This window comes from Sphingomonas sp. HT-1 (assembly GCF_048568905.1).
Taxonomy (GTDB): domain Bacteria; phylum Pseudomonadota; class Alphaproteobacteria; order Sphingomonadales; family Sphingomonadaceae; genus Sphingomonas.
In genome coordinates this window covers 1,887,418-1,908,654 of the sequence record NZ_CP183770.1, presented here as the reverse complement: position 1 = coordinate 1,908,654, position 21,237 = coordinate 1,887,418, and the positions used below count along the sequence as shown (strand labels likewise).

The 21,237-nt window shown below is 66.9% G+C and carries 19 protein-coding genes; 7 read left to right on the top strand and 12 right to left on the bottom strand.

Going from position 1 to position 21,237, the window contains the following annotated elements:
* Window positions 1-22: 22 nt before the first annotated feature.
* Window positions 23-1,291, bottom strand: coding sequence for an ectonucleotide pyrophosphatase/phosphodiesterase (locus ACNFJ7_RS08685; RefSeq protein WP_026009394.1), 1,269 nt, complete (start codon window positions 1,289-1,291; stop codon window positions 23-25).
* A gap of 170 nt (window positions 1,292-1,461) precedes the next feature.
* Between ACNFJ7_RS08685 and ACNFJ7_RS08680 the strand changes: the two genes are divergently transcribed.
* Window positions 1,462-2,970 carry a sensor histidine kinase gene (locus ACNFJ7_RS08680; RefSeq protein WP_152997904.1) on the top strand — a complete coding sequence of 503 codons (1,509 nt, stop codon included), beginning with the start codon at window positions 1,462-1,464 and terminating at the stop codon, window positions 2,968-2,970.
* A gap of 3 nt (window positions 2,971-2,973) precedes the next feature.
* The gene (locus ACNFJ7_RS08675; protein WP_019371083.1) at window positions 2,974-3,321 is read left to right on the top strand and encodes a response regulator; all 348 of its coding nucleotides are present in this window, start codon (window positions 2,974-2,976) and stop codon (window positions 3,319-3,321) included.
* Window positions 3,322-3,365: 44 nt separating this feature from the next.
* Here ACNFJ7_RS08675 and ychF read toward each other — a convergent pair whose 3' ends face one another.
* Entirely contained in the window at window positions 3,366-4,463 is a 1,098-nt protein-coding gene (gene ychF, locus ACNFJ7_RS08670) for a redox-regulated ATPase YchF (RefSeq protein ID WP_019371084.1), read from the bottom strand.
* A gap of 188 nt (window positions 4,464-4,651) precedes the next feature.
* Here ychF and ACNFJ7_RS08665 point away from each other — a divergent pair, with 188 nt between their 5' ends.
* Complete coding sequence (locus ACNFJ7_RS08665) at window positions 4,652-5,659, top strand: transferrin-binding protein-like solute binding protein (RefSeq protein WP_019371085.1); 1,008 nt, start codon at window positions 4,652-4,654, stop codon at window positions 5,657-5,659.
* Between the two features lie 86 nt (window positions 5,660-5,745).
* On the opposite strand, the gene ACNFJ7_RS08660 is transcribed toward ACNFJ7_RS08665, so the two are convergent.
* The 4 genes from ACNFJ7_RS08660 to ACNFJ7_RS08645 form a co-directional block, all read right to left on the bottom strand.
* Window positions 5,746-6,183 (bottom strand): NIPSNAP family protein, encoded by a 438-nt coding sequence (locus ACNFJ7_RS08660; RefSeq protein WP_019371086.1) that lies wholly within the window; start codon window positions 6,181-6,183, stop codon window positions 5,746-5,748.
* Window positions 6,184-6,283: 100 nt separating this feature from the next.
* Complete coding sequence (gene pth, locus ACNFJ7_RS08655; RefSeq protein ID WP_019371087.1) at window positions 6,284-6,853, bottom strand: aminoacyl-tRNA hydrolase; 570 nt, start codon at window positions 6,851-6,853, stop codon at window positions 6,284-6,286.
* A 79-nt stretch (window positions 6,854-6,932) separates the two neighbouring features.
* Entirely contained in the window at window positions 6,933-7,535 is a 603-nt protein-coding gene (locus ACNFJ7_RS08650; protein WP_019371088.1) for a 50S ribosomal protein L25/general stress protein Ctc, read from the bottom strand.
* A gap of 121 nt (window positions 7,536-7,656) precedes the next feature.
* The gene (locus tag ACNFJ7_RS08645; RefSeq protein WP_019371089.1) at window positions 7,657-8,520 is read right to left on the bottom strand and encodes a TraB/GumN family protein; all 864 of its coding nucleotides are present in this window, start codon (window positions 8,518-8,520) and stop codon (window positions 7,657-7,659) included.
* Between the two features lie 285 nt (window positions 8,521-8,805).
* Here ACNFJ7_RS08645 and ACNFJ7_RS08640 point away from each other — a divergent pair, with 285 nt between their 5' ends.
* From ACNFJ7_RS08640 to ACNFJ7_RS08625, 4 genes are all read left to right on the top strand, one after another.
* On the top strand, window positions 8,806-9,645 hold the full coding sequence (locus ACNFJ7_RS08640; protein ID WP_019371090.1) for a glycine--tRNA ligase subunit alpha: 840 nt from the start codon (window positions 8,806-8,808) through the stop codon (window positions 9,643-9,645).
* The gene (glyS, locus tag ACNFJ7_RS08635; RefSeq protein WP_026009396.1) at window positions 9,642-11,810 is read left to right on the top strand and encodes a glycine--tRNA ligase subunit beta; all 2,169 of its coding nucleotides are present in this window, start codon (window positions 9,642-9,644) and stop codon (window positions 11,808-11,810) included. Before ACNFJ7_RS08640 ends, glyS begins: the two co-directional genes overlap by 4 nt.
* A 162-nt stretch (window positions 11,811-11,972) precedes the next feature.
* A complete protein-coding gene (gene ppdK / locus ACNFJ7_RS08630) occupies window positions 11,973-14,636 on the top strand; it encodes a pyruvate, phosphate dikinase (RefSeq protein WP_019371092.1) in 2,664 nt (887 codons plus the stop codon).
* The gene (locus ACNFJ7_RS08625) at window positions 14,636-15,118 is read left to right on the top strand and encodes a chorismate--pyruvate lyase family protein (protein WP_019371093.1); all 483 of its coding nucleotides are present in this window, start codon (window positions 14,636-14,638) and stop codon (window positions 15,116-15,118) included. The genes ppdK and ACNFJ7_RS08625 overlap by 1 nt, the downstream gene beginning before the upstream one ends.
* Window positions 15,119-15,190: 72 nt before the next feature.
* On the opposite strand, the gene ACNFJ7_RS08620 is transcribed toward ACNFJ7_RS08625, so the two are convergent.
* The 6 genes from ACNFJ7_RS08620 to ACNFJ7_RS08595 all read right to left on the bottom strand — a co-directional run bounded on the left by ACNFJ7_RS08620 (window position 15,191) and on the right by ACNFJ7_RS08595 (window position 21,235).
* On the bottom strand, window positions 15,191-15,739 hold the full coding sequence (locus ACNFJ7_RS08620; RefSeq protein WP_019371094.1) for a hypothetical protein: 549 nt from the start codon (window positions 15,737-15,739) through the stop codon (window positions 15,191-15,193).
* A 61-nt stretch (window positions 15,740-15,800) separates the two neighbouring features.
* Window positions 15,801-16,787, bottom strand: coding sequence for a type II secretion system F family protein (locus ACNFJ7_RS08615; RefSeq protein ID WP_019371095.1), 987 nt, complete (start codon window positions 16,785-16,787; stop codon window positions 15,801-15,803).
* Between the two features lie 4 nt (window positions 16,788-16,791).
* Window positions 16,792-17,772 (bottom strand): type II secretion system F family protein, encoded by a 981-nt coding sequence (locus ACNFJ7_RS08610; protein WP_026009397.1) that lies wholly within the window; start codon window positions 17,770-17,772, stop codon window positions 16,792-16,794.
* 11 nt (window positions 17,773-17,783) lie between these two features.
* On the bottom strand, window positions 17,784-19,061 hold the full coding sequence (locus tag ACNFJ7_RS08605) for an AAA family ATPase (protein ID WP_019371097.1): 1,278 nt from the start codon (window positions 19,059-19,061) through the stop codon (window positions 17,784-17,786).
* Window positions 19,058-19,696, bottom strand: coding sequence for a CpaD family pilus assembly lipoprotein (locus ACNFJ7_RS08600; RefSeq protein WP_019371098.1), 639 nt, complete (start codon window positions 19,694-19,696; stop codon window positions 19,058-19,060). The genes ACNFJ7_RS08605 and ACNFJ7_RS08600 overlap by 4 nt, the downstream gene beginning before the upstream one ends.
* Before the next feature lie 21 nt (window positions 19,697-19,717).
* Window positions 19,718-21,235, bottom strand: coding sequence for a type II and III secretion system protein family protein (locus ACNFJ7_RS08595; protein WP_019371099.1), 1,518 nt, complete (start codon window positions 21,233-21,235; stop codon window positions 19,718-19,720).
* Between the last annotated feature and the right edge of the window lie 2 nt (window positions 21,236-21,237).

Genomic DNA, 21,237 nt, shown 5'->3' with positions numbered 1-21,237 from the left:
AACCAGTTTCAGGCAAGCGGATTCATCGGGGTGCCAGCCACGGCCGGAACGGCGCGTCGGTGCCGTCGATCCCGGTGCGTGGCGGCAGCCCGAGCAGGGTGCGGAGCAGCGGATAGACATCGACATTGTCGAACGCCGGCACGGTGCCGTGGCGAAAGGCGGGGCCGGCGGCGATGAACAGCGCCAGCATTTCGGGCGCCTGATTGTCATAGCCATGGGCGCCGCCGGTCGACGGCTTGGTCGGAGCCTTTTCGAGGATCAGCCAGCCCATCTCCGCCAGGCAGAGGATCGGCGCGACCCGCGGGTTGCTGCCATAGCGGAAGCGGCTGGGGATATCCTGCTTGCGCCAGCACTGCATATGCGGGTGCGGCGCGAGCAGCTGGCGCTCGACGACCGCTTCCTGGCCCGGGGTGGGCACCACCGTGGCATAAGGCCCGGTTTCCAGCACATGATAGCTGCCCGCCGGCAGATCGAGCGTCACCACGCGTTCGCTGCTGGTGGGACCCATGCCGTGATCCGATACGATCACCAGATTGGCCGGCTGGCGCAAGGCGGCCAGGCCATCGCGCAGCGCGCCGATCTGGCGATCGATCGTGGCGGCGGCCTCGGCCACTTCGGCGCTGTCGGGACCGCTTTCATGGCCGATCACGTCGACGCGATCGAAATAGAGCGTCAGCAGCCTTGGTCGGATCGCGGCGGGACGGCGGAGCCAATCGAGCAGGGTGTTGACGCGCTGCGTCTCGCTGATCGCATCGTTGAAGGCGAGCCAATCCTGCGGCCGCACGCCGCCTTCCACCTTGGCATGGCCGCTCTTCGTCGCCGTGCCGCCGAAGGCGACCTCCGAACCCGGCCAGAACAGCGTGCCCGTGCGGATGCCGGCGCGCTCGGCATCGACCCAGATCGGCGGCGTCGCGTTCCACCAGAAGGGATCGGTTTCCGCCATGGTGAAGATCTCGCCCGGGCGGGCCGCGTCTTCCATCTTGTTGCCGACCAGGCCGGTGTGATCGGGCACCATGCCGGTTACGATCGTCCAGTGATTGGGGAAGGTCTTGGTCGGGAAGCTGGGCCGCATCGGGCCGGTGAGTCCTTCGGCGACCAGCCGGTTGAGGTTGGGCGTGACGCCGCGGCGCAGATAATCGGGGCGGAAGCCGTCGATCGAAATCAGGATCGTGACCGGTTCGCGCGTTTCCGCGACGGCGGCGGGTGGGGTGGGCGTGATCGCCGGCGGAGTGGCACATGCCTGGAGAAGCGCGACGCACATGGCCGCGGCGATTCGAGAATACCAACGCATCCGCGCCTGATGCCGCCGAATGGTTACGCTGGAAAGGCGTCGCAGCAGCGCAAGCAAATCAATGCCTTCCCGAAAACTTCGAATTCCTGCACATTGGCAGGAAAGCGCCTTTCCGGATGTTTGCCGGATGCCGTGCAGGTGCCGCGCCGCCGATCGCCGCCGGCAGGAACATGGTGAACGAACGTCCGGCTGAGACATTGTGTGTCGCACGCGCGGCAACGGCACAGGCGAAGGAGGTTCGATTGGGGGATCATGGCTACCCGATCGGTGGAGGGCTGCTGGGGCAGCTGATCCGCGGCCATGACTGGTCCCGCACGTCGATCGGGCCGATCGACGCCTGGCCGCAGAGCCTGAAATCCGTCACCCAGATGCTGCTGCTGTCGCCGGTGCCGATCGTGCTGCTGTGGGGCGAGGACGGCGTGATGATCTACAACGACGCTTATTCGGTCTTCGCCGGAAGCCGCCATCCCGCATTGCTGGGATCGAAGGTGCGCGAGGGCTGGTCGGAGATTTCCGACTTCAACGATCATGTGATGCGCGTCGGCCTGGGCGGGGAAACGCTGGCCTATCGCGACCTGGAACTGGCGCTGCAGCGGCGCGGCAAGCCGGAGCCGGTGTGGATGGACCTGGATTACTCGCCGGTGCTCGACGAATCGGGAACGCCGGCCGGCGTGATCGCGATCGTGGTGGAGACGACCGAGAAGGTTCTGGCACAACGCCAGCTGCGGGAGAGCGAGCGGCGGCTGCGCGCGTTCGTGAATGCCACGTCCGACGCGATCTATCGGATGAGCCCCGACTGGTCGGAACTCTATGATCTGGACGGCGGGAGCTTCCTGACCCACGCCAACGAACCGCGGCGCGACTGGGTGGAGCATTATCTGCACCCCGAGGATCGGCCATGGGTGCAGGCGGCGATTGCCGAGGCGGTGGCGACGCGCAGCCCGCTGGAGCTGGAACACCGGGTGCACCAGGCCGATGGCAGCATCGGCTGGGTGGCATCGCGCGCGGTTCCCCTCACCGACGAGTACGGCGAACTGATCGAATGGTTTGGCGCGGCGACCGACATCACCGAGCGGCGGCGCACCAACGAGCATCTGCGGCTGGTCGTCAACGAACTCAACCACCGGGTGAAGAACACGCTGGCGATGGTGCAGGCGATCGCGATGCGCACCTTTCGCGCGGCCCCCGACATGGCCGCGGCGCAGGAGCAGTTCGCCGCCCGGATCGTTGCGCTGGCGCAGGCGAACGACCTGCTGACCGGCGAACGCTGGGCCGGCGCATCGCTGCACGACGCCATCACCCAAGCAGTGCGGCCGCACCAGCTGGGGGAGGCGCGATGCCGCATCTCCGGCCCGGATGTTCGGATATCACCCAAGACGGCGCTGGCGGTGGCGCTGGCCATGCACGAGCTGGCGACCAACGCCGTGAAATATGGCGCCTGGTCGAACGAGTCGGGCAAGGTCGCGATTGGCTGGCGCATCGAAGAGGGGGTGCTGGACCTGACCTGGCAGGAAAGCGACGGGCCGCCGGTCGTGACGCCGCGGCGGCGCGGATTCGGCTCGCGGCTGATCGAACGGGGACTTGCAAAGGAACTTGGCGGCTCGGTGACGCTTTACTTTGATCCCGCGGGGCTGCGATGCACCATCGCTGCGTCGCTTGCGGGCGTAACTGTAGAGTAGAATATGGGTTTGCGTTTCCTGGTCGTCGAAGACGAAATGACGATCGCCTTCCTGATCGAGGACATGCTCGCAGATCTCGGCCACGAGGTGGTGGAGATTGCGATGCGGCTTCCCGAGGCATTGGCTGCGGCGGAGCGGCTGGACGTCGATCTGGCGATCCTCGACGTCAATCTGGACGGGCACCGCTCCTTTCCGGTGGCCGACATATTGACCGAACGCGCCATCCCCTTTGCCTTTGCCACGGGCTATGGCGCCCTTGGACTGGAAGGCGCGTATCGCGAGCGACCGGTGCTCGCCAAGCCGTTCCTGCGCGAGCATCTGGTGGCGTTGATCGCCAAGGCGTGCGGGTAGGGCGCACGCAAGTCCCCCCGAGAAGGAGGGGCTTATGACGTTGTTCAGCTGTGCAGGAAGTGCATCACGTCGCCGTCCTGGACGATATAAGCCTTGCCTTCCGCGCGCAGCTTGCCGGCTTCGCGGGCCTTGGCTTCGCCGCCCAGCGTGACGAAATCGTCATAGGCGATCGTTTCGGCGCGGATGAAGCCCTTCTCGAAATCGCTGTGGATCTCGCCCGCCGCATTGGGCGCGGTGGCGCCGCGATGGACGGTCCAGGCGCGGGCCTCCTTGGGGCCGACGGTGAAGAAGGTCAGCAGGTCGAGCAGCGTGTAGCCGGCGCGGATCACGCGGGCGAGGCCCGTTTCCTCGAGCCCGAGCTCGCCGAGGAACTCGCCGCGCTCCTCCATCGGCATGGTTGCGATCTCTGCCTCGATCGCCGCCGAGACGACGACCGCCTGCGCACCTTCGGCCGCCGCCTTGGCGAAGACCTTGGCGGAGAGCTCGTTGCCGTTCGCGGCGTCTTCCTCGTTGACGTTGCAGACGTAGAGCACCGGCTTGGCGGTGAGCAGCTGGGCGAGGCGGAGGTGGCGTGCCTCGTCCTCGTCCTTGGGCTGGGTCAGCCGCGCGGGCTTGCCGTCGCGCAGCAGGTCGAGCGCCTGGCCGAGGACGGACGCGGCCGCCTTGGCTTCCTTGTCGCCCTGCGCCGCCTTCTTGGCGAGGTTGGGCACACGCTTCTCGAGGCTTTCGAGATCGGAGAGCATCAGCTCGGTCTCGACCGTCTCGGCATCGGCGATCGGATCGACGCGGTTGTCGACATGCTGGATGTCGTCATTCTCGAAGCAGCGCAGGACGTGGACGACGGCGTCCACCTCGCGGATGTTGCCGAGGAACTGGTTGCCCAGGCCTTCGCCCTTGCTGGCGCCGCGCACCAGGCCGGCGATGTCGACGAAGCCGAGCTGCGTCTCGATGATCTTCTGCGATCCCGCGATCGCCGCCAGCTTGTTCAGCCGGGGATCGGGCACGGCGACGTTGCCGACGTTCGGCTCGATCGTGCAGAACGGATAATTGGCCGCCTGTGCCGCGGCCGTCTCGGTCAGCGCATTGAAAAGCGTGGACTTGCCGACATTGGGCAGGCCAACGATGCCGCAACGGAAACCCATGGGTGTTCGATCCTGTCGTGAATGGGCCGGCGAGGCGCCGGCGGTGTTGCCGGCTCGATAGGCGCAAGCCGCGGCTTTTTCCAGTGCGGTGCGTTCCCCCGCGTCTAGCCTTGACGCGGGGCCGTTCATCTGAGGTACAGGGGCGGCACGTCTTTTCCTGCTGGCAGCAGGTTCTCGAGGAGTTTTGTATGATTCGCCGTTATGTGATTGTGGGCGCCGCCGCGACCGCGGCCGTGCTGTCTAGCTGCAGCGGTGGCGGAGACTCCTCGGCAACGCCAACCCCGACGCCGACCAGCACCGCGACGCCCACCCCGACGCCCACGCCGACCTACACGGCATTCCCGCTGGCGGGCGCGACCGAGTTCAACACGCTGAACGCCACCACCAACTATACCGGCGATCCAGCGACCGGTGCGGTGACGCTGGGCGTGACGTCCACCGAAACGCTGACCAACCGCGTGAAGCTGGCGACGGCGCCGGACGTGGCGACCGGCACCTTCGTGATCAACGAGGCGGCGGAAGAGTCGCGATTCACCACCACCAACGTTCTAACCGCACCGGCGACCACCGTCGCCGAAGCGGTGTTCCGCAGCACCAGCACCGCCACCGGCGCACTGGCGGGCAATTTCACCCAGCTCGAGTTCCTGAACAACACGTTCAAGGCGGACGTGCAGAGCAGCGACAGCTTCATCAAGTCGCTGGCGACGGTGAGCTACGCCAATTGGTGGCGCGGCGATTCGACTACCGGCCAGAAGCGCCTGACCTATTCGATCTGGGGCTATTCGACGCTGGGCTACGACATGCCGACGACCGGCAGCGCCAGCTATACCACCCGCATCGTCGGCCGCGCGGTGAGCGTTGCCAACAATGCGACGACGCTGAACCGCTTGGGCGGCACGGCGACGGTGACCGTGAACTTCGCAACCGGCCTGGTGACGACGACCCTCAGCCTGACGACGGTGCCGACGACCGGGGCGGAAACGGCCTATCTGACGCTGAGCGCGCAGGGCGCAATCCCGATCGGGCAGAACCAGTTCAGCGGCAGCTTCTCCAGCGGCAGCCCGGTGACCGGGACAATCGCGGGCGCCTTCTATGGCGCGAAGGGCGTGAACATGGGCATCGTGTTCGGCGCCGCCGGCACGGTGAACGGCGCGGACACGCGGATCGTTGGCGAAGTCGTGGGTGTGAAGCAGTAAGCCGAACGACCCTTTCTGAAAGAAGGGGGCTCGGGAAACCGGGCCCCTTTTTCGTTCGCGGGGACGCTGAGGCGTGCGGGCGCTCGCTAGCGGCGGGGATGCAGCGGCGGGGAGTAATCCGCCATCGACATGAAGATGCTTTCCACCTTGGTGACCAGCTTGCCGTTCGCCTCGGACTCCGCGACCACCTTCTGCCATTCGGGATCGGCGCCGAACGCCTTCCAGTCCGCATCGCGCGCTTCGCGGCTGGGGTAGGAGAGGATGTAGACCAAGCGACCCTCGGGCGCGTCCGGGCGGGGCAGCTCGTTCCAATAGGCGACATTGTGCATGCCGTGCTTGGCGAACAGCTTGAGCGTGTGGTTGCGGAAGCGCGCGTTGAGCGCGTCGGCCTTGCCTGGGGCCGGGTAGTAGATGCGGAGTTCGTACACCGGCTGCTGTGCCTGGGCGGTGGCGGTGGCGGTCTGCGACACGGCGGGCGCGGAAAGGGGTAGCAAGGCCAGCAAGGCGGGCAGGACTAGACGCATGAGGCACCCCTTCATCGATGGTGGCGGCAGGATGGCACGGCCGGTGTTGCCGTACCACCGCAACCTCTTTGATCCAGGGCAAGGCCTGGGCGCGCGGCGCTCAGTCCTGCATTCGCCGTGCCACCTCGTTCATGAAGCGCACGTCATCCCCCGCCGCCAGCCAGGATGCCTCGGCGGCGATGGCGCCGAGCATGTCGCTGAGCGGCTCGATCTCCGCCTTGGCATAGTTACCGAGAACATAGCCGGTCACGCGATCCTTGTGCCCCGGATGACCGATGCCCAGCCGCACGCGGCGAAAGTCGGGGCCGAGATGCGCGTCGGTGGAGCGCAGGCCGTTATGCCCCGCCGTGCCGCCGCCGCGCTTCACCTTCACCTTCATCGGCAAGAGGTCGAGCTCGTCGTGGAAGACGGTCACGTCTTCCGGCGACAATTTGTAGAAGTCCATCGCCGCGCGCACCGCGCGACCGCTCTCGTTCATGAAGGTGCCGGGCTTGAGCAGGATGACCTTCTCTGTGCCGATGCGGCCCTCCTGGGTCCAGCCCTGGAACTGCTTCTTGGGCGCGGAGAAGCCGTGCACCTCCGCCAGCGCATCGAGCGCCATGAACCCGACATTGTGGCGGTGCATCGCATATTGCGGCCCCGGATTGCCGAGACCCACCCATAGCTGCATCACCTACTCCCTGAAAAGAAAATCGCCCCCGCACCTAGGGTGCGGAGGCGATCTTTTGAACCCGTGAAGGGAAGGCCGATCAGCCCTCGGCCGACTCGGCGTCCGCGTCGCCGTCCGCCGACTTCAGCGCCGACGGCGCGACGACGGTGGCGATGGTGAAGTCACGATCGGTGATCGAGGGGGTCGCGCCCTTGGGCAGGGTCACGGCCGAGATGTGCAGCGAGTCGCCGACTTCGAGGCCCTTGACCGAGATCTCGATCTGGTCGGGGATCTCTGCCGCGTCGACCACCAGCTCCAGCTCGTGACGAACAACGTTGAGCACGCCGCCGCGCTTCAGGCCGGGGGCCAGCTCTTCGTCGACGAACACGATCGGCACTTCGACGGTGACGGTCGCGTGCTCGGAGATGCGCAGGAAGTCGACATGCAGCGGACGATCGGTCACGACGTCGAACGCGACGTCCTTGGCCAGCGTACGCTCGCCGTTGACCATGATCACCGAGTTGAAGAAGTGGCCGGTGTTCAGCAGCTTCTGCAGCTCACGCTCGTTGACGTGGATGCTCTGCGGATCCTGCTTGTTGCCATAGATCACGGCGGGGACGCGGCCTTCACGACGCAGCGCCCGGGAGGCTCCCTTGCCAGCCCGGTCGCGCGTTTCGGCCGACAGCGTAAGCGTGTCGCTCATGTGTCGATTTCCAATGCGCTAAATGTTTCAACGTGCATGCCGAGACAGGCCTCCAGGGATGACCCTGTGCCGGCAAGCGCGCGCCTATAGGCGAGAAGCTAAGAAATCGCAAGCTGCGAGGTTATTGCAATCGCTCCACCTTGAGCCCGGCCTGCTCCAGCATGGCGAGCACGCTTTGGCCCCCGGCCAGGTGCCCGGCGCCCACCGCGACGAACACGGTGCCGGGACGACGCATCCGTGCGGCGATCCAGCGTGCCCAGTTGCGGTTGCGGGCGATGAGCAGCGTGTCGCGCAGCTCCGGATTGCCGGCGAGATCGGCATTGAGCAGGCGGGCGAGGCCGTCCGCATCGCCGTTGCTCCAGGCGACGATCATCGCCTCGATGGTGGCTCCGGTACCGGGCAGACCATCCAGCGTATCGCCCAGCAGGCGCGTCTGGGCGGCGGCCGACAGGTGATCGAAATAGCCGAATTGCTGCTCGGCGGTCTCCAGCCCCTGGACGGTCTTGCCCGCGCCTTGCGCGGCGGATTGCAGCACCTTTTCGGCGCCGCTGGCATCGTCATAGCCGAGCTTCTGGAGCGGCAGCAGCGACAAAGTGAGCGCGGCGAGCCAGGGTTCGTCGCGGTCGAGCGCTTGGGGGGAGAGACCGGCCTGGCGGAGCGCGCCTTCAAGCCTGGCGTGCTCGGGAGGCGGCAGCGCCTCGACCTTCGGGTCGCCAGGGGTGCGACCGAGCTGGTCGAGCAGCGCCTGCGTTTCCGCCTCGGGCGGCATCACCAGTTCGAGCACCAGCGTGTCGCTGGCATCGAACGCGGTGCGGACCGGGCCCTGGAACCAGCGCAGATCCGGGCGGAGCAGGTGGACCGTGCCGAACAGATAGATCGTCGTGTCGCCGTCCCGCACCGCCCAGAGCGCGGGCTTGGCGTCGCGAGGGGCGGCGCCGCAGCTGCCGAGGAGGAACAGGGCGGTGAAAAGGAGCGCGCGGAGCATGAGGGCGGCTTGGCGGGGCGGGATAGGCGAGTCAACGGGGTGCCGCTGCTCCTACAGCCGTCATCCCGACGACCCATTCGCCACTCGGCTTGGGATTGAGCCGCGCCGGTGACCACAATGGATCCCGGCTTTCGCCGGGATGACGATGAAGGGGAAGGTCTGTGCCCTGCCGGGATGACGGCCGGGGCAAGGGGGCACCGGTTGACCCCCTGTGCGCCCTGCGCCAAAGCGCTCCCCAAACCTCACAGGGTGACCAACTTGTCCGAACCTCTCAGCTTCCAGCGCATGATCCTGACGCTCCATGACTATTGGAGCACGCGCGGCTGCCTGATCCTGCAGCCCTATGACATGCGCATGGGCGCCGGCACCTTCCACCCCGCCACCACGCTGCGCGCGCTGGGGCCGGACTCGTGGAACGCCGCCTTCGTCCAGCCCTGCCGCCGCCCGACCGACGGCCGCTATGGCGAGAATCCCAACCGGCTGCAGCATTACTACCAGTATCAGGTGATCCTGAAGCCGAGCCCGCCCGATTTGCAGGAGCTGTACCTGGGCAGCCTCGCCGCGATCGGCATCGACTTCACCAAGCACGACATCCGCTTCGTCGAGGACGATTGGGAATCGCCGACGCTCGGCGCCTGGGGCCTGGGCTGGGAAGTGTGGTGCGACGGGATGGAAGTCACCCAGTTCACCTATTTCCAGCAGATGGGCGGGTTCGACTGCAAGCCGGTCGCGGGCGAGCTCACCTACGGGCTCGAACGCCTCGCCATGTACATCCAGAACAAGGACAGCGTGTACGATCTCGCCTTCAACGACGCGGGCGTGACGTACGGCGACGTGTTCCTGGAGAATGAGCGCGAGATGTCGAAGTGGAACTTCGAGGTGGCGGACACCGACGCGCTGTTCGACCTGTTCCGCAAGGCCGCGGCCGAGTGCGAGCGTTCGCTGGAGGCGAAGCTGCCGATCCCGGCCTATGAGCAGGCGATCGAGGCGAGCCACATCTTCAACCTGCTGAACGCGCGCGGCGTGATCTCCGTGGCGGAGCGCCAGGCCTATATCGGCCGGGTGCGCGATCTGGCGAAGGGCGCCTGTGCGGCGTGGATGGAAAAGAACGGGTGGGCAGCGTGACGGACTTTCTTCTCGAACTCCGCTCGGAGGAAATCCCGGCGCGCATGCAGGAAAAGGCGCGGGAGGATCTTGCGCGCCTGTTCGCCGCCGAACTGGACAAGGCCGGGCTCAAAGCCGCCGAGACGATCAGCTATGCGACGCCCCGCCGGCTGGCGCTGATCCTCAAGGGCCTGCCCGCTGAGACCGCCGCCGTCTCCGAGGAGACCAAGGGCCCGCGCGTCGGCGCGCCGCCCCAGGCGCTCGAAGGCTTTCTGCGCAAGACCGGCCTGACCGCCGACCAGCTGGTCGAGCGCGACGGCGTGCTGTTCGCGGTGGTCGACAAGCCCGGCCGGGCGACGGCGGAAGTGCTGGCCGCTGCGATCCCCGCGGTGATCCGCGCGTTCCCCTGGCCCAAGTCGATGCGCTGGGGGGCGGATTCGCTCTCCACGGAGTCCTTGCGCTGGGTGCGCCCGCTCCAGGGCATCGTTGCGCTGTTCGGCAGCGACGTGGTGCCGTGCGAGATCGCGGGTGTGGTGAGCGGCGCGGCGACGGTGGGGCATCGCTTCCACCATCCGGGTGTCATCACCATCGGGTCGGCGGACGACTATGTCGAGAAGCTGCGCGCCTGCCATGTCATCGTCGACGGGGCCGAGCGCCGCAACATCATCGCGCTGGGCGCGAAGATGGCGGCGCAGAAGGCCGGGCTCAGCCTGATCGAAGACGAGGGCCTGCTGTTCGAGAATGCCGGGCTCACCGAATGGCCGATGCCGCTGCTCGGCCGCTTCGACGAAGCCTTCCTGGCGGTGCCGCCCGAGGTGATCCAGCTCACCGCGCGGGTGAACCAGAAATATTTCGTGTGCCGCGATGGCGCTGGCAAGCTGGCCAACGCCTTCGTGTGCGTGGCGAATATCGACGCGGCCGATGGCGGCGAGAAGATCGTCGCGGGCAACCAGAAGGTGCTGGCGGCCCGGCTCAGCGATGCGCGGTTTTTCTACGAGACGGACCTCAAGGTGCCGCTCGCCGATCAGGTGCAGAAGCTCGAGAAGATCGTTTTCCACGAGAAGCTGGGCACGGTGGCCGACAAGGTCGCGCGCGTCGCGAAGCTGGCCGAGTGGCTGGCGGCCGAGAAAATCGTGCCGAACTGCGATCCCGCGCTCGCGCGCCGCGCGGCCGAACTCGCCAAGGCGGACCTCGTCACCGGCATGGTCGGCGAGTTCCCCGAACTGCAGGGTCTGATGGGCGGCTATTACGCTGCCGCGCAGGGCGAGGACCCGGCGGTCGCCGCGGCGATCCGCGATCACTACAAGCCGGTCGGGCAGGGCGACGACGTCCCCACCGATCCGGTGACGGTGGCGGTGGCGCTGGCGGACAAGCTGGATACGATCGTCAGCTTCTTCGCAATCGACCAAAGGCCTACTGGTTCGAAAGACCCTTTTGCCCTTCGTCGGGCTACTCTGGGTTCAGAAATTCTGATCATCATCAACGGCCTCCGAGCTGAGTTGCTGAAAGTGTTTGATCAGGTCGCGAAAATCCTTTGTGATCAGAATCCTGCCATTTCTGAGCGGCTGGCGACGCTGGGGCAAGGGGCGATGGATATTGCGGTGTCGCAGAATATTCCTCTGTCGAAGGAGTATAGCTCTCCGTTGCATTTCGAGGTTTCGCAGCTGTCAATTGACGTGCTGACCGAAGTGCTCGACTTCTTCGCCGACCGCCTCAAGGTCCAGCAGCGCGAGGCGGGTGTCCGCCACGACCTGATCGATGCGGTGTTCGCGCTCGGCGGGGAGGACGATCTCGTCCGGCTGCTCGCGCGGGTGAAGGCGTTGCAGGCGTTCGTCACTACCGAGGACGGCGCCAACCTGCTCGCCGGCTACAAGCGCGCGGCGAACATCCTCAAGAAGGAGGAATGGGAAGCCGGCGCGGTGAACCCCGCGCCCGAACCCGCCGAGGCCACGCTCGCCGCGGCCCTCGACGCCGCCGAGCCCAAGGCGACCGCCGCGATCGAAGCCGAGCAGTTCGAGGATGCCATGGCCGCGCTCGCGACCCTGCGCGCGCCGATCGACGCCTTCTTCGATCAGGTGACCGTCAACGATGCCGATCCCGCCAAGCGTGCCGCGCGGCTGGGCCTGCTCGCGCGGATGCGTGATGCAGTGCACAAGGTCGCGGACTTCGCCAGAATAGAGGGTTGAGACCCTTAATTGTACGATTAATCACTGGTAAATTGGCCTGAAACTGCCATTGTCCTGAAATAAACCGGCACCGACAACGTAGTCAGCGGTTCCTGAGTCTTCGCAGCTGCGGTAGCGCCCCTTTTGTCTTGGAGGGGCGCTTTCGATCGGAAGGGGATCAGAATGACGCAATATGTGTACCGCTTCGGCGGTGGTGTTTCGGACGGTGGTGCGGGGGACAAGTTTCTGCTCGGCGGCAAGGGCGCGAACCTTGCCGAGATGGCCTCGATCGGCCTCCCGGTGCCGCCCGGCTTCACCATTTCGACGGCAATGTGCACGCGTTATTATGAGGAAGGCGAGACCTTCCCCGAAAGCGTGAAGGCCGAAGTCGCGAACGGCATCGCGCATATCGAAGGCATTACCGAGAAGAAGTTCGGCGACGCGGGCGATCCGCTGCTCGTCTCGGTCCGATCGGGCGCGCGCGTGTCGATGCCGGGCATGATGGACACTGTGCTCAACCTCGGCCTCAACGACCAGACGGTGCAGGGGCTGGCCGCCACCAGCGGCGACGACCGCTTCGCCTGGGACAGCTATCGCCGCTTCATCCAGATGTATGCGGATGTCGTGCTCGGTCTCGACCATGGCCGGTTCGAGGACGCGCTGGAGATCGCCAAGGAAGATCGCGGCTTCACGCTCGATACCGAGCTGTCGGCCGGCGACCTCCAGGCGCTGGTCGCCGAGTACAAGGCGATCGTCGAGGAGCTGTGGAACAAGCCGTTCCCGCAGGACGTGCACGACCAGCTCTGGGGCGCGATCGGCGCGGTATTCGGATCGTGGCAGTCGGAGCGCGCCAAGGTCTATCGCCGGCTGAACGACATCCCGGCCGATTGGGGCACCGCGGTGAACGTGCAGGCGATGGTGTTCGGCAATATGGGCGACACCTCGGCGACGGGCGTGGCCTTCACCCGCGACCCTTCGACCGGCGAGCGGGCCTATTATGGCGAGTTCCTGATCAACGCGCAGGGCGAGGACGTGGTCGCTGGCATCCGCACGCCGCAATATCTGACCAAGACCGCTCGCGAGGCGGCAGGCGCCAAGCCTGCCTCGATGGAAGAGGCGATGCCCGAGGTCTATGGCGAGCTGGCGGCGGTGTTCGACCGGCTCGAAACGCATTACCGCGACATGCAGGACATCGAGTTCACCGTCGAGCGCGCCAAGCTGTGGATGCTGCAGACCCGCAGCGGCAAGCGCACCGCCAAGGCGGCGCTCAAGATCGCGGTCGACATGGCGAATGAGGGGCTGATCACCCGCGAGGAGGCGATCCTGCGCGTCGATCCGCAGGCGCTCGACCAGCTGCTCCACCCGACGCTCGATCCCAAGGCGCCGCGCGACGTGCTGACCAAGGGCCTGCCCGCCAGCCCAGGCGCCGCCTCGGGCCTCGCGGTGTTCGACAGCGACACGGCGGAGAAGCGCGCCAATGCCGGCGACGCGGTGATCCTGATCCGCGTCGAGACCAGCCCCGAGGACATCCATGGCATGCACGCGGCGCGCGGCATCCTCACCGCACGCGGCGGCATGACCAGCCACGCGGCGGTCGTGGCGCGCGGCATGGGCCGTCCCTGCGTCTCCGGCGCGGGCAGCCTGTCGATCAACGCGCGCGAGAAGGTGATGCGTGTCGGCACCCGTGAGGTCCGCGAGGGCGACATGGTGACGATCGACGGCGCCACCGGCGAGGTGATGGCCGGCCAGGTGCCGACCGTGCAGCCCGAGCTGTCGGGCGATTTCGGCACGCTGATGGCCTGGGCCGACGAAGTCCGCCGCCTCAAGGTGCGCGCCAATGCCGAGACGCCGCTCGACTGCCGCACCGCGCGCGAGTTCGGCGCCGAGGGCGTCGGCCTGTGCCGCACCGAGCACATGTTCTTCGATTCGGCGCGCATCACCGCAGTGCGCCAGATGATCCTCGCCGAGGACGAGGCCGGCCGTCGCGCTGCGCTGGAGAAGCTGCTGCCCGAACAGCGCAGCGACTTCCTCGAGATCTTCGAGGTGATGGCGGGCCTGCCGGTGACGATCCGCCTGCTCGATCCGCCGCTCCACGAGTTCCTGCCGCACGAAGAGGCGGAATTCGCCGAGGTCGCGACGGCGGCGGGCGTGGACGTCGACACGCTCAAGCGCCGCGCGGCCGAGCTACACGAGTTCAACCCGATGCTCGGCCATCGCGGCTGTCGTCTGGGTGTGACCTATCCCGAAATCTACGAGATGCAGGCGCGCGCGATCTTCGAGGCGGCGATCGCGGTGGCGGAGAAGTCGGGTGCGGCGCCGGTGCCGGAAGTGATGATCCCGCTGGTCGGCACCCGCCGCGAGCTGGAGCTGATGAAGACGGTGGTCGACAAGGCAGCGCAGGCGGTGTTCGCCGAGAAGGGCCGCACGCTCGACTATCTGGTCGGCACGATGATCGAGCTGCCGCGCGCAGCACTGATGGCGGGCGAGATCGCCGAAGTGGGCGCCTTCTTCTCGTTCGGCACCAACGACCTCACCCAGACCACGCTGGGCGTGAGCCGCGACGATGCCTCGCGTTTCCTGACGACCTATGTCGAGAAGGGCATCTACGCCAAGGATCCGTTCGTCAGCCTCGACGTCGAGGGCGTCGGCCAGCTGATCGCGCTTGCCGCCGACCGCGGCCGTGCGACCCGGCCTGACATCAAGCTGGGCATCTGCGGCGAGCATGGCGGCGATCCGGCGTCGATCGCATTCTGTGAGAAGACGGGGCTCGATTATGTCTCGGCCTCGCCCTATCGCGTGCCGATCGCGCGGCTGGCGGCAGCGCAGGCAGCCATTCGAGGAAAGTGATGCTGGTAGTGGCGGTAGCGGCGGCGACGGACGATGCGGCGGCGTTGAGCCGCGACCTTCTCGCCAGCGCGACCGCCACCGCCGTGCTGGAGCGGCGCTGTGGACAGCCGATCCGTGCGGAAGTCGATCGTGCGGCACACAAGGATCCGACGCCGGAGCAACGCAAACGACTCGGCGTCGGGCCGGAGGAGAGGGTGGCCTATCGCAGCGTCGTGCTCCGCTGCGCGGGCGTGCCTTTCTCGGTGGCGGAGAACTGGTATGTGCCCGCGCGCCTCACGCCCGAGATGAACGCGGCGTTGGAGCAAGGGGAGCGGCCGTTCGGCGCGGTGATCCTGCCGCTGCAGCCGCACCGCAAGCCGCTGGAGCAGCTGCTTGCCGGCATCGCGCCCTATGTGCTGCGCCACCGCGCGCTGGTGCTGGATGCGGAGGGCCGTGCGTTGGCGGAGGTGGTGGAGAATTACACGGCGGCCGTGCTGAAGTAGGGCGGCCACATACGCTGCAAGCAGAAATCGCCCGAGCCGGAGCCCGAGCGATGCTGGCTTGCTCCGAAATCCTTACGCGACGCGGCCGAAGCGGCGCTCATGCTCCTCGGCATGGCCGCTCCGCAGCATCGCCGCCTGTTCGCGCCATTGTTCGTCGACGATCGTCCCGTGGGGCACGCCCAGCCGTTCTTCCAGCGGCAGCTCGTCTTCGCGCGGCAGGTTTTCGATGTCGCGAAACTGCTGGATGCCGAGCTGGTTGAGCTGGCGCTCGCGATGTTCGTCGATCCCGCGGATACGCGAAAGCACGTCGGTGCCGCCGTAGAACCAGCTGCGCATCGCCGTTTCCCGGCGGCTCTTGGGATCGCTATGCGCGGGCTCGGGTGCACGGCGATCGGCCAGGTTGCGCTCCAGCCGCGAATTGGCGGCTTCGAGATCGCGGATACGGGTATTGGCGGTGCTCAGTTCGTTGCGCACCGCCTGATGCTGGTCACGCTCCTGCTCATATTGTTCGCGCCAGCGGCGCCCGTTGGCGCTGGTGGCCATGCCGAGCAGCCAGCCTGCGAGCAAGGCGAGCGCGAGCCCGACAAACTGGAGAGGTGTGGTAAAAGGCAGTTCTGTCATGGTTCTGGCTCCGGCAACTCGGACAGAACCGGCAAGCCGCAGCCGGGTTCCCGCGCATCCTTCAGCGCATCAGCGTATCGTGGATCGAGCAGGCAGCCGGCCCCAGGATTACGATGAACAGTACCGGCAGGATGAACAGGATCAGCGGCACGGTCATGATCGCCGGCAGGCGCGCGGCCTTTTCCTCCGCCCGCATCATGCGCTCGTGGCGGAACTCGGCGGCCAGTACGCGCAGCGAAGAGGCCAGCGGGGTGCCGTATTTTTCGGTCTGGATCATCGTTGTCGCCACGCCGCGGATCGATTCCAGATCGATTCGCGTGGCGAGATTGTCGAACGCCTGACGTCGATCGGTGAGGAAGCCGAGCTCGATCGCCGTCAGTGAGAATTCCTCGCCCAGTTCGGCATAGGCGCGGCCAAGCTCCTTCGCGACGCGGGCGAAGGCGGCATCGATCGTCAGGCCTGCTTCGGCGCAGATCACCAGTAGATCGAGCGCGTCGGGCAGCGCCTGGCGGATCGCATGGCTGCGCTTCTGGATGCGGTTGTTGAGGTACAGGTCCGGTGCCTTGTAGCTGAGGACCAGCGCGCCGGCGGCCAGCGCATAGGCCTTGAGCGGCGACCAGTCGGCGACCGCATCGGTGCCGTAGACGATATAAAGGACCGGGCCGCCGATCAGGATCGGCAGCATCATGCGCGCGAAGATCAGAATGACGGCGAATTCGCGGCGGCGGATGCCGGCGCGCAACAGCTTCACCTGCATCTGTTCGAGCTGCTCGTCCTGCAGAACGCGGAGCGCGGAGAGCAGGGCGCGGATGCGATCGGTCGTATCGCTGCGCTGGACGAGCGTCGCGCGGCGCTTTGCCGGGAGGACGATGCCGGCCTTCAATTGCTCGCGCCGCTCGTTCAGCACGCGGACACGCCGCGTCATCGGATCGGTGGCGATGAAGGCAGCATACAGGGCGACCATCACCGCGATCGCGGCGATGCCGGCCAGGATCGCTGCGACCCAGCCGGGATCGAGGCCGAGAAGCGAGAGGGGAGCGGAGGACATCGCTTTAGATCTCGAACCGAACCATGCGGGCCATGATGAAGGCGCCCAGCGCCATCCACACCACCGCGCCGGCACCGGCAAGCATCAGCCGGGGATCGAGAAAGAACTGAGCCATATAGCCGTTGTTGAGAAACCAGATCAGGGCAAAGACGATGAAGGGCAGCGCCCCCACGATCATGGCGGAGGCCTTGCCTTCCGAGGACATGGCCTTGATCTTCAACCGCATCTGCGCGCGTTTGCGCAGCACCTCGGCCAGATTGGACAGCGTTTCAGCGAGGTTGCCGCCGGTTTCGCGCTGGATGGCGATGGTGATGGTGAAGAAGCGGAACTCGGGCGTGTCCAGCTTGTCGGCGGTATCCTGGAGCGCGGCGTCGAGCGTGCGGCCGATCTTGATCTTGTCGCCGATCGCGCGGAATTCCTCACCCACCGGGCCGTCGACTTCCTGGCCGACCACGGCCATCGTCTCGGGCACGGGCAGGCCAGAGCGGAGCCCGCGCACGAGCAGGTCGATGGCGTCCGGAAAGCGCGCGGTGAAGCGGGCGCCGCGCCGTGCGATGCACAGATTCAGCACCATGTGCGGCACGGCCAATCCTACCAGGATCCCCAGCGCCAGCGCGAGCAGCGATCCCATGCCGCTCATCAGCAAGAGCAGCGTCGCCGCGAGCATCACGCCCAGCGTGGCGCCGCCATATTGGCCGATGGTCCAGTCCTTGCCCGTCCGATCGAGCCGCTTCGCCAGCTGCGCCCGGTTGGGCAGTAGCTGCGCCGCGATGCGATCCCACTCGGTCGCCTGCGCCGTGGAAATGCCGCGCAACTGCGCGGGCGTGCCATCGGGCGTGTCGATGCTGGTGAGGTGGCGGTCGCGCAGGGAGGACAGGCGACGCGCGCTTGCCCGCCCCGTCGAGGGACCCGAAAATGCCAGCGCGATCAGCAACAGCGTCGTGGAGACGCCGCCACCGATAACGAGCACAGGCAGAACCGACACGCTGCGTCTCCCTACGTCCGGCTTGGGGCCAGCAGCGCCTTCAATCCGCCCAGCCGGCCGAGCAGCGATGCGCCCGCGATCGGCTTGGCAGGCGCGGCATCCCCCGCATCGCTCGCCTCACCGATGGCGATGATGCGCCTGGCCAGATCGGCGAGGCCGGCAAGGCCGCGATGCCCCTTGGCGACGTTCGCGATGGGCTTGCCCAGCTTGGCTGCCTGCGCGGCGATCCGCGGTTCGAAGGGCAGCACCAGATCGAGCTTTTGTTCGATCGATCCTTCGAAATCCTTGCGGCTGATCTCGAGCATCGCCGCCGAGGGCACCTTGTTGGCGACGATAAGGACGCGGGTTTCCGGCGCATTGGTCTTCAGCCAGCTGAGGATGCGGATCGCATCGCGCGCGGACGCGAGCGTGAGTTCGGTGACGAGCACGGCGACCTGTACGTCGGCGATCAGATGGGGGTGATGCACCAGCATCTGGCGCGGCAGATCGACCACGGTGCAGTCGAATGCGTGGCGCATCTCTTCCTGCAACTGATAGAAGACCGCGCCGTCCCCCATCATCGGCGCATGGATCGGCGCCTCTGCTGACAGCACCGCCAGGCGTTCCGATGCGCGCACCATCGCCCGTTCGATGAACAGCCCGTCGATGCGGCTGGGATTTTCGATCGCATCGGTCAAGCCGCGTCCGGGTTCCAGATCGAGCGAAAGCGCGCCGGTACCGAAATGCACATCCAGGTCGAGCAGTGCGGTGGTCTGTCCCTGGTTGCTGATCAGCCAGGCGAGCGACGTCGCGATGCTGGTCGCGCCCACGCCCCCGCGGGTGCCGATCACTGCCACTGCGCAGTGCGGCCGACCGCTTTGGACCTCGCGCATATCGGCGCCGTACAGATTGGCCTGCGCGTTCAGAAAGGCTTCGCGCAGCAATTCCGGGTGGATAGGCTTCAGCAGATAGTCCTGAACGCTGCTGGCGAGCAGGGCGCGATACAGTCGCACGTCGTTCAGTTGACCGGCGGTGATCACTACGGTGCCCGGTTCGCACACTTCGGCAAGGGCATGGATGTCGCTGAGGGGATCGCTCGAATCGGAGAGATCGACGAACAGAATGCTGGGGCTGGCCGACACGGCCAGCGTCTGCACGGCATCGCGCGGGCTGCCGCGCATCACCTTTTCCGGCGCCCATCCAAGCTCGACCGTGACCGGTCGCATCATCTCCAAGGTCGCATCGTCACAGACGAAAGCGGCGAAGGGCTCCCGGTCTCCGGCGCGCTGCGGGTTGAACGGCATGTTCACCGCGGCGAGCCTCCGGTCGACTCGGCCTTGACCGTGGTGCCGCCGCCGCCGCTCGGCGCCGCAGCGCGATAGGCCGCGATCGCCTTGGCGGACGTCGCCGGATCGGGCGTGGCTGTATCGGACACGCCGCGCACCAGATGGGCCGGATCGGCGACCATCGCCGCAAGATTGCTGTTGGTTGCGCAACCGAAGGTGGAGCCGGTGCTGGCGTCCGCGCTCGCCGCCGCGGGGCGCGCATATTCCGGGCAGCCGGGCACGCTGGCGATCGAACGCGACACGACGACGCGCACCGTGCCCGGGCTGACCGCGCCGAGGGTCGCCGGGGCACGCTCGGCCAGCGTCAGGCCATAGCGGCTGGCCAGCGCCGCAACGTCCGCGCGCGCCAGCGCCCCTTCGGCTCCGTCGTCGACGGCGATGCTGTCGCCATAGCGCAGGCCGAGCGCCGCCATCCATGCGCCCAGCCGCTGCGTTTCGTCCGCAGCGAGCCCGCCGGACTCCGCTCGTACGTCGATGGCGAGACGCTGTTCGGTGACGACCGGCTGGTGGACCGATTCGAGGCCGCTACTATAGCCGGTGCACGCCGCAAGGAGCAGGACCGGGGCGGCAAGGAGCGGGCGGGGGGTGCGCGGGAACAAGCGGAGTCTCCTCATGCGCGATCAGAAGCTGAAGCCCGGCGCGGGCGCCGGCTGGTTGGCGCTGCCGGCCGGCGCTGCGGGTGCAGCATTCGGCTTGGGCGCGGGCTTGGCGCCGCTGCCGGCGAGCTTGCCCAGGAACAGGCGATCGAAGTCGTTGGGCGCGCGGTAGCCGTCGGTCGGCAGCACGATCTGGTTCGCGTTGACCGGGCGGACGAGATAGGGGGTGATCACAATGACCAGCTCGGTTTCGTTGCGCTGAAATGCGTTGGAACGGAACAGCGCCCCCAGGATCGGCATGTCGCCCAGGCCCGGCGTCTTGGTGATCGAATTATTGTGGCTGTTCTGCAGCAGGCCGCCGATCACCATGCTTTCGCCGGAGCCGAGCTCCACGGTGGTTTCGCTCCGCCGCGTGGTGAGCGCCGGGATCGTCGTGTTGTTCACCGTGACGGCACCGGAGGAGGAAAGCTGCGACACCTCTGGCCGGACGTGCAGCGCGATCCGGCCGTCGGACATGACGGTGGGCGTGAACGCAAGGCTGACGCCATATTGCTTATATTCCACCGTCGTGGTGCCGAGCGCCTGAGCAATCGGGATCGGAATTTCGCCGCCGGCAAGGAAATTGGCCGTTTCGCCGGAAAGCGCGGTGAGGCTGGGAGAGGCGAGAGTGGAAACCTGGCCGATCGTCTCGCCGAAATCGAGGCTGGCGAGCAGATCGGTGCCGAGCAACCGCCCGGCCGCGCCGATCAGGCTGTTGCCGCTGCCAGGGGCGGGGAATTTGTAGATCTTGCCGCCTGGTCCCACACCGCTGGCCGAATCGACGATCGTCCCGTTGTTGGTGGTGATCGACCCTTGCGTGCCCTGCTGGAAGCCGAACAGGAAGCTGCCCTGATCGCGATTGGTGAGATTGACGTTCAGGTTCTTGACGAAGCTGCGGCTGACTTCGGCAAAGCGGACCTGCAACTGCACCTGCAGCGGGGTGGCCGTCCGCAGCCGATTGACCACGCCGATCTTCAACGCGGCATTCGGATCGGGGTTGAGCAGACTGGTAACGAGCTGCTGCGCCTGTTCGCTGTCCTGTGGCGAGCGCACCGTGCCGTTCAGCACCGCGAGCCGGCCCACCGTGGTGACGGTGATATCGGCATCGGGCATCGCCGCCTTCATCATGCGATCGATCGACCCGAGATTCTGGCTGACGCGCACCGTGGCGGCGTAGACGATCGCACCGCTGGCGCTGGTGGCGAACACCGTCGCCTCGCCCGCCGCCTTGCCGAACAGATGGATCTGCCGAGTGCTGGCGACATAGACATCGGCGACGCCGGGATTGGATGTCCATATATTGGCCGCCGCGGCGGGCAGGGTGACGAGTTCGCCCTCGCCGATCGACAGCGCGACATCGTTCTGCGGCCGCTGGCTGCCGGCCGGAAGCTGGGCCATGCGGGCGACGGCGCGTGGCGGGCGTTGCTGGGCGAAGACCGGCGCGACCGCGAGCGCGACAAGGGCGGTCGCAAGGGTGGCGCGGAGGAGCGGCTGAATCGCCATGA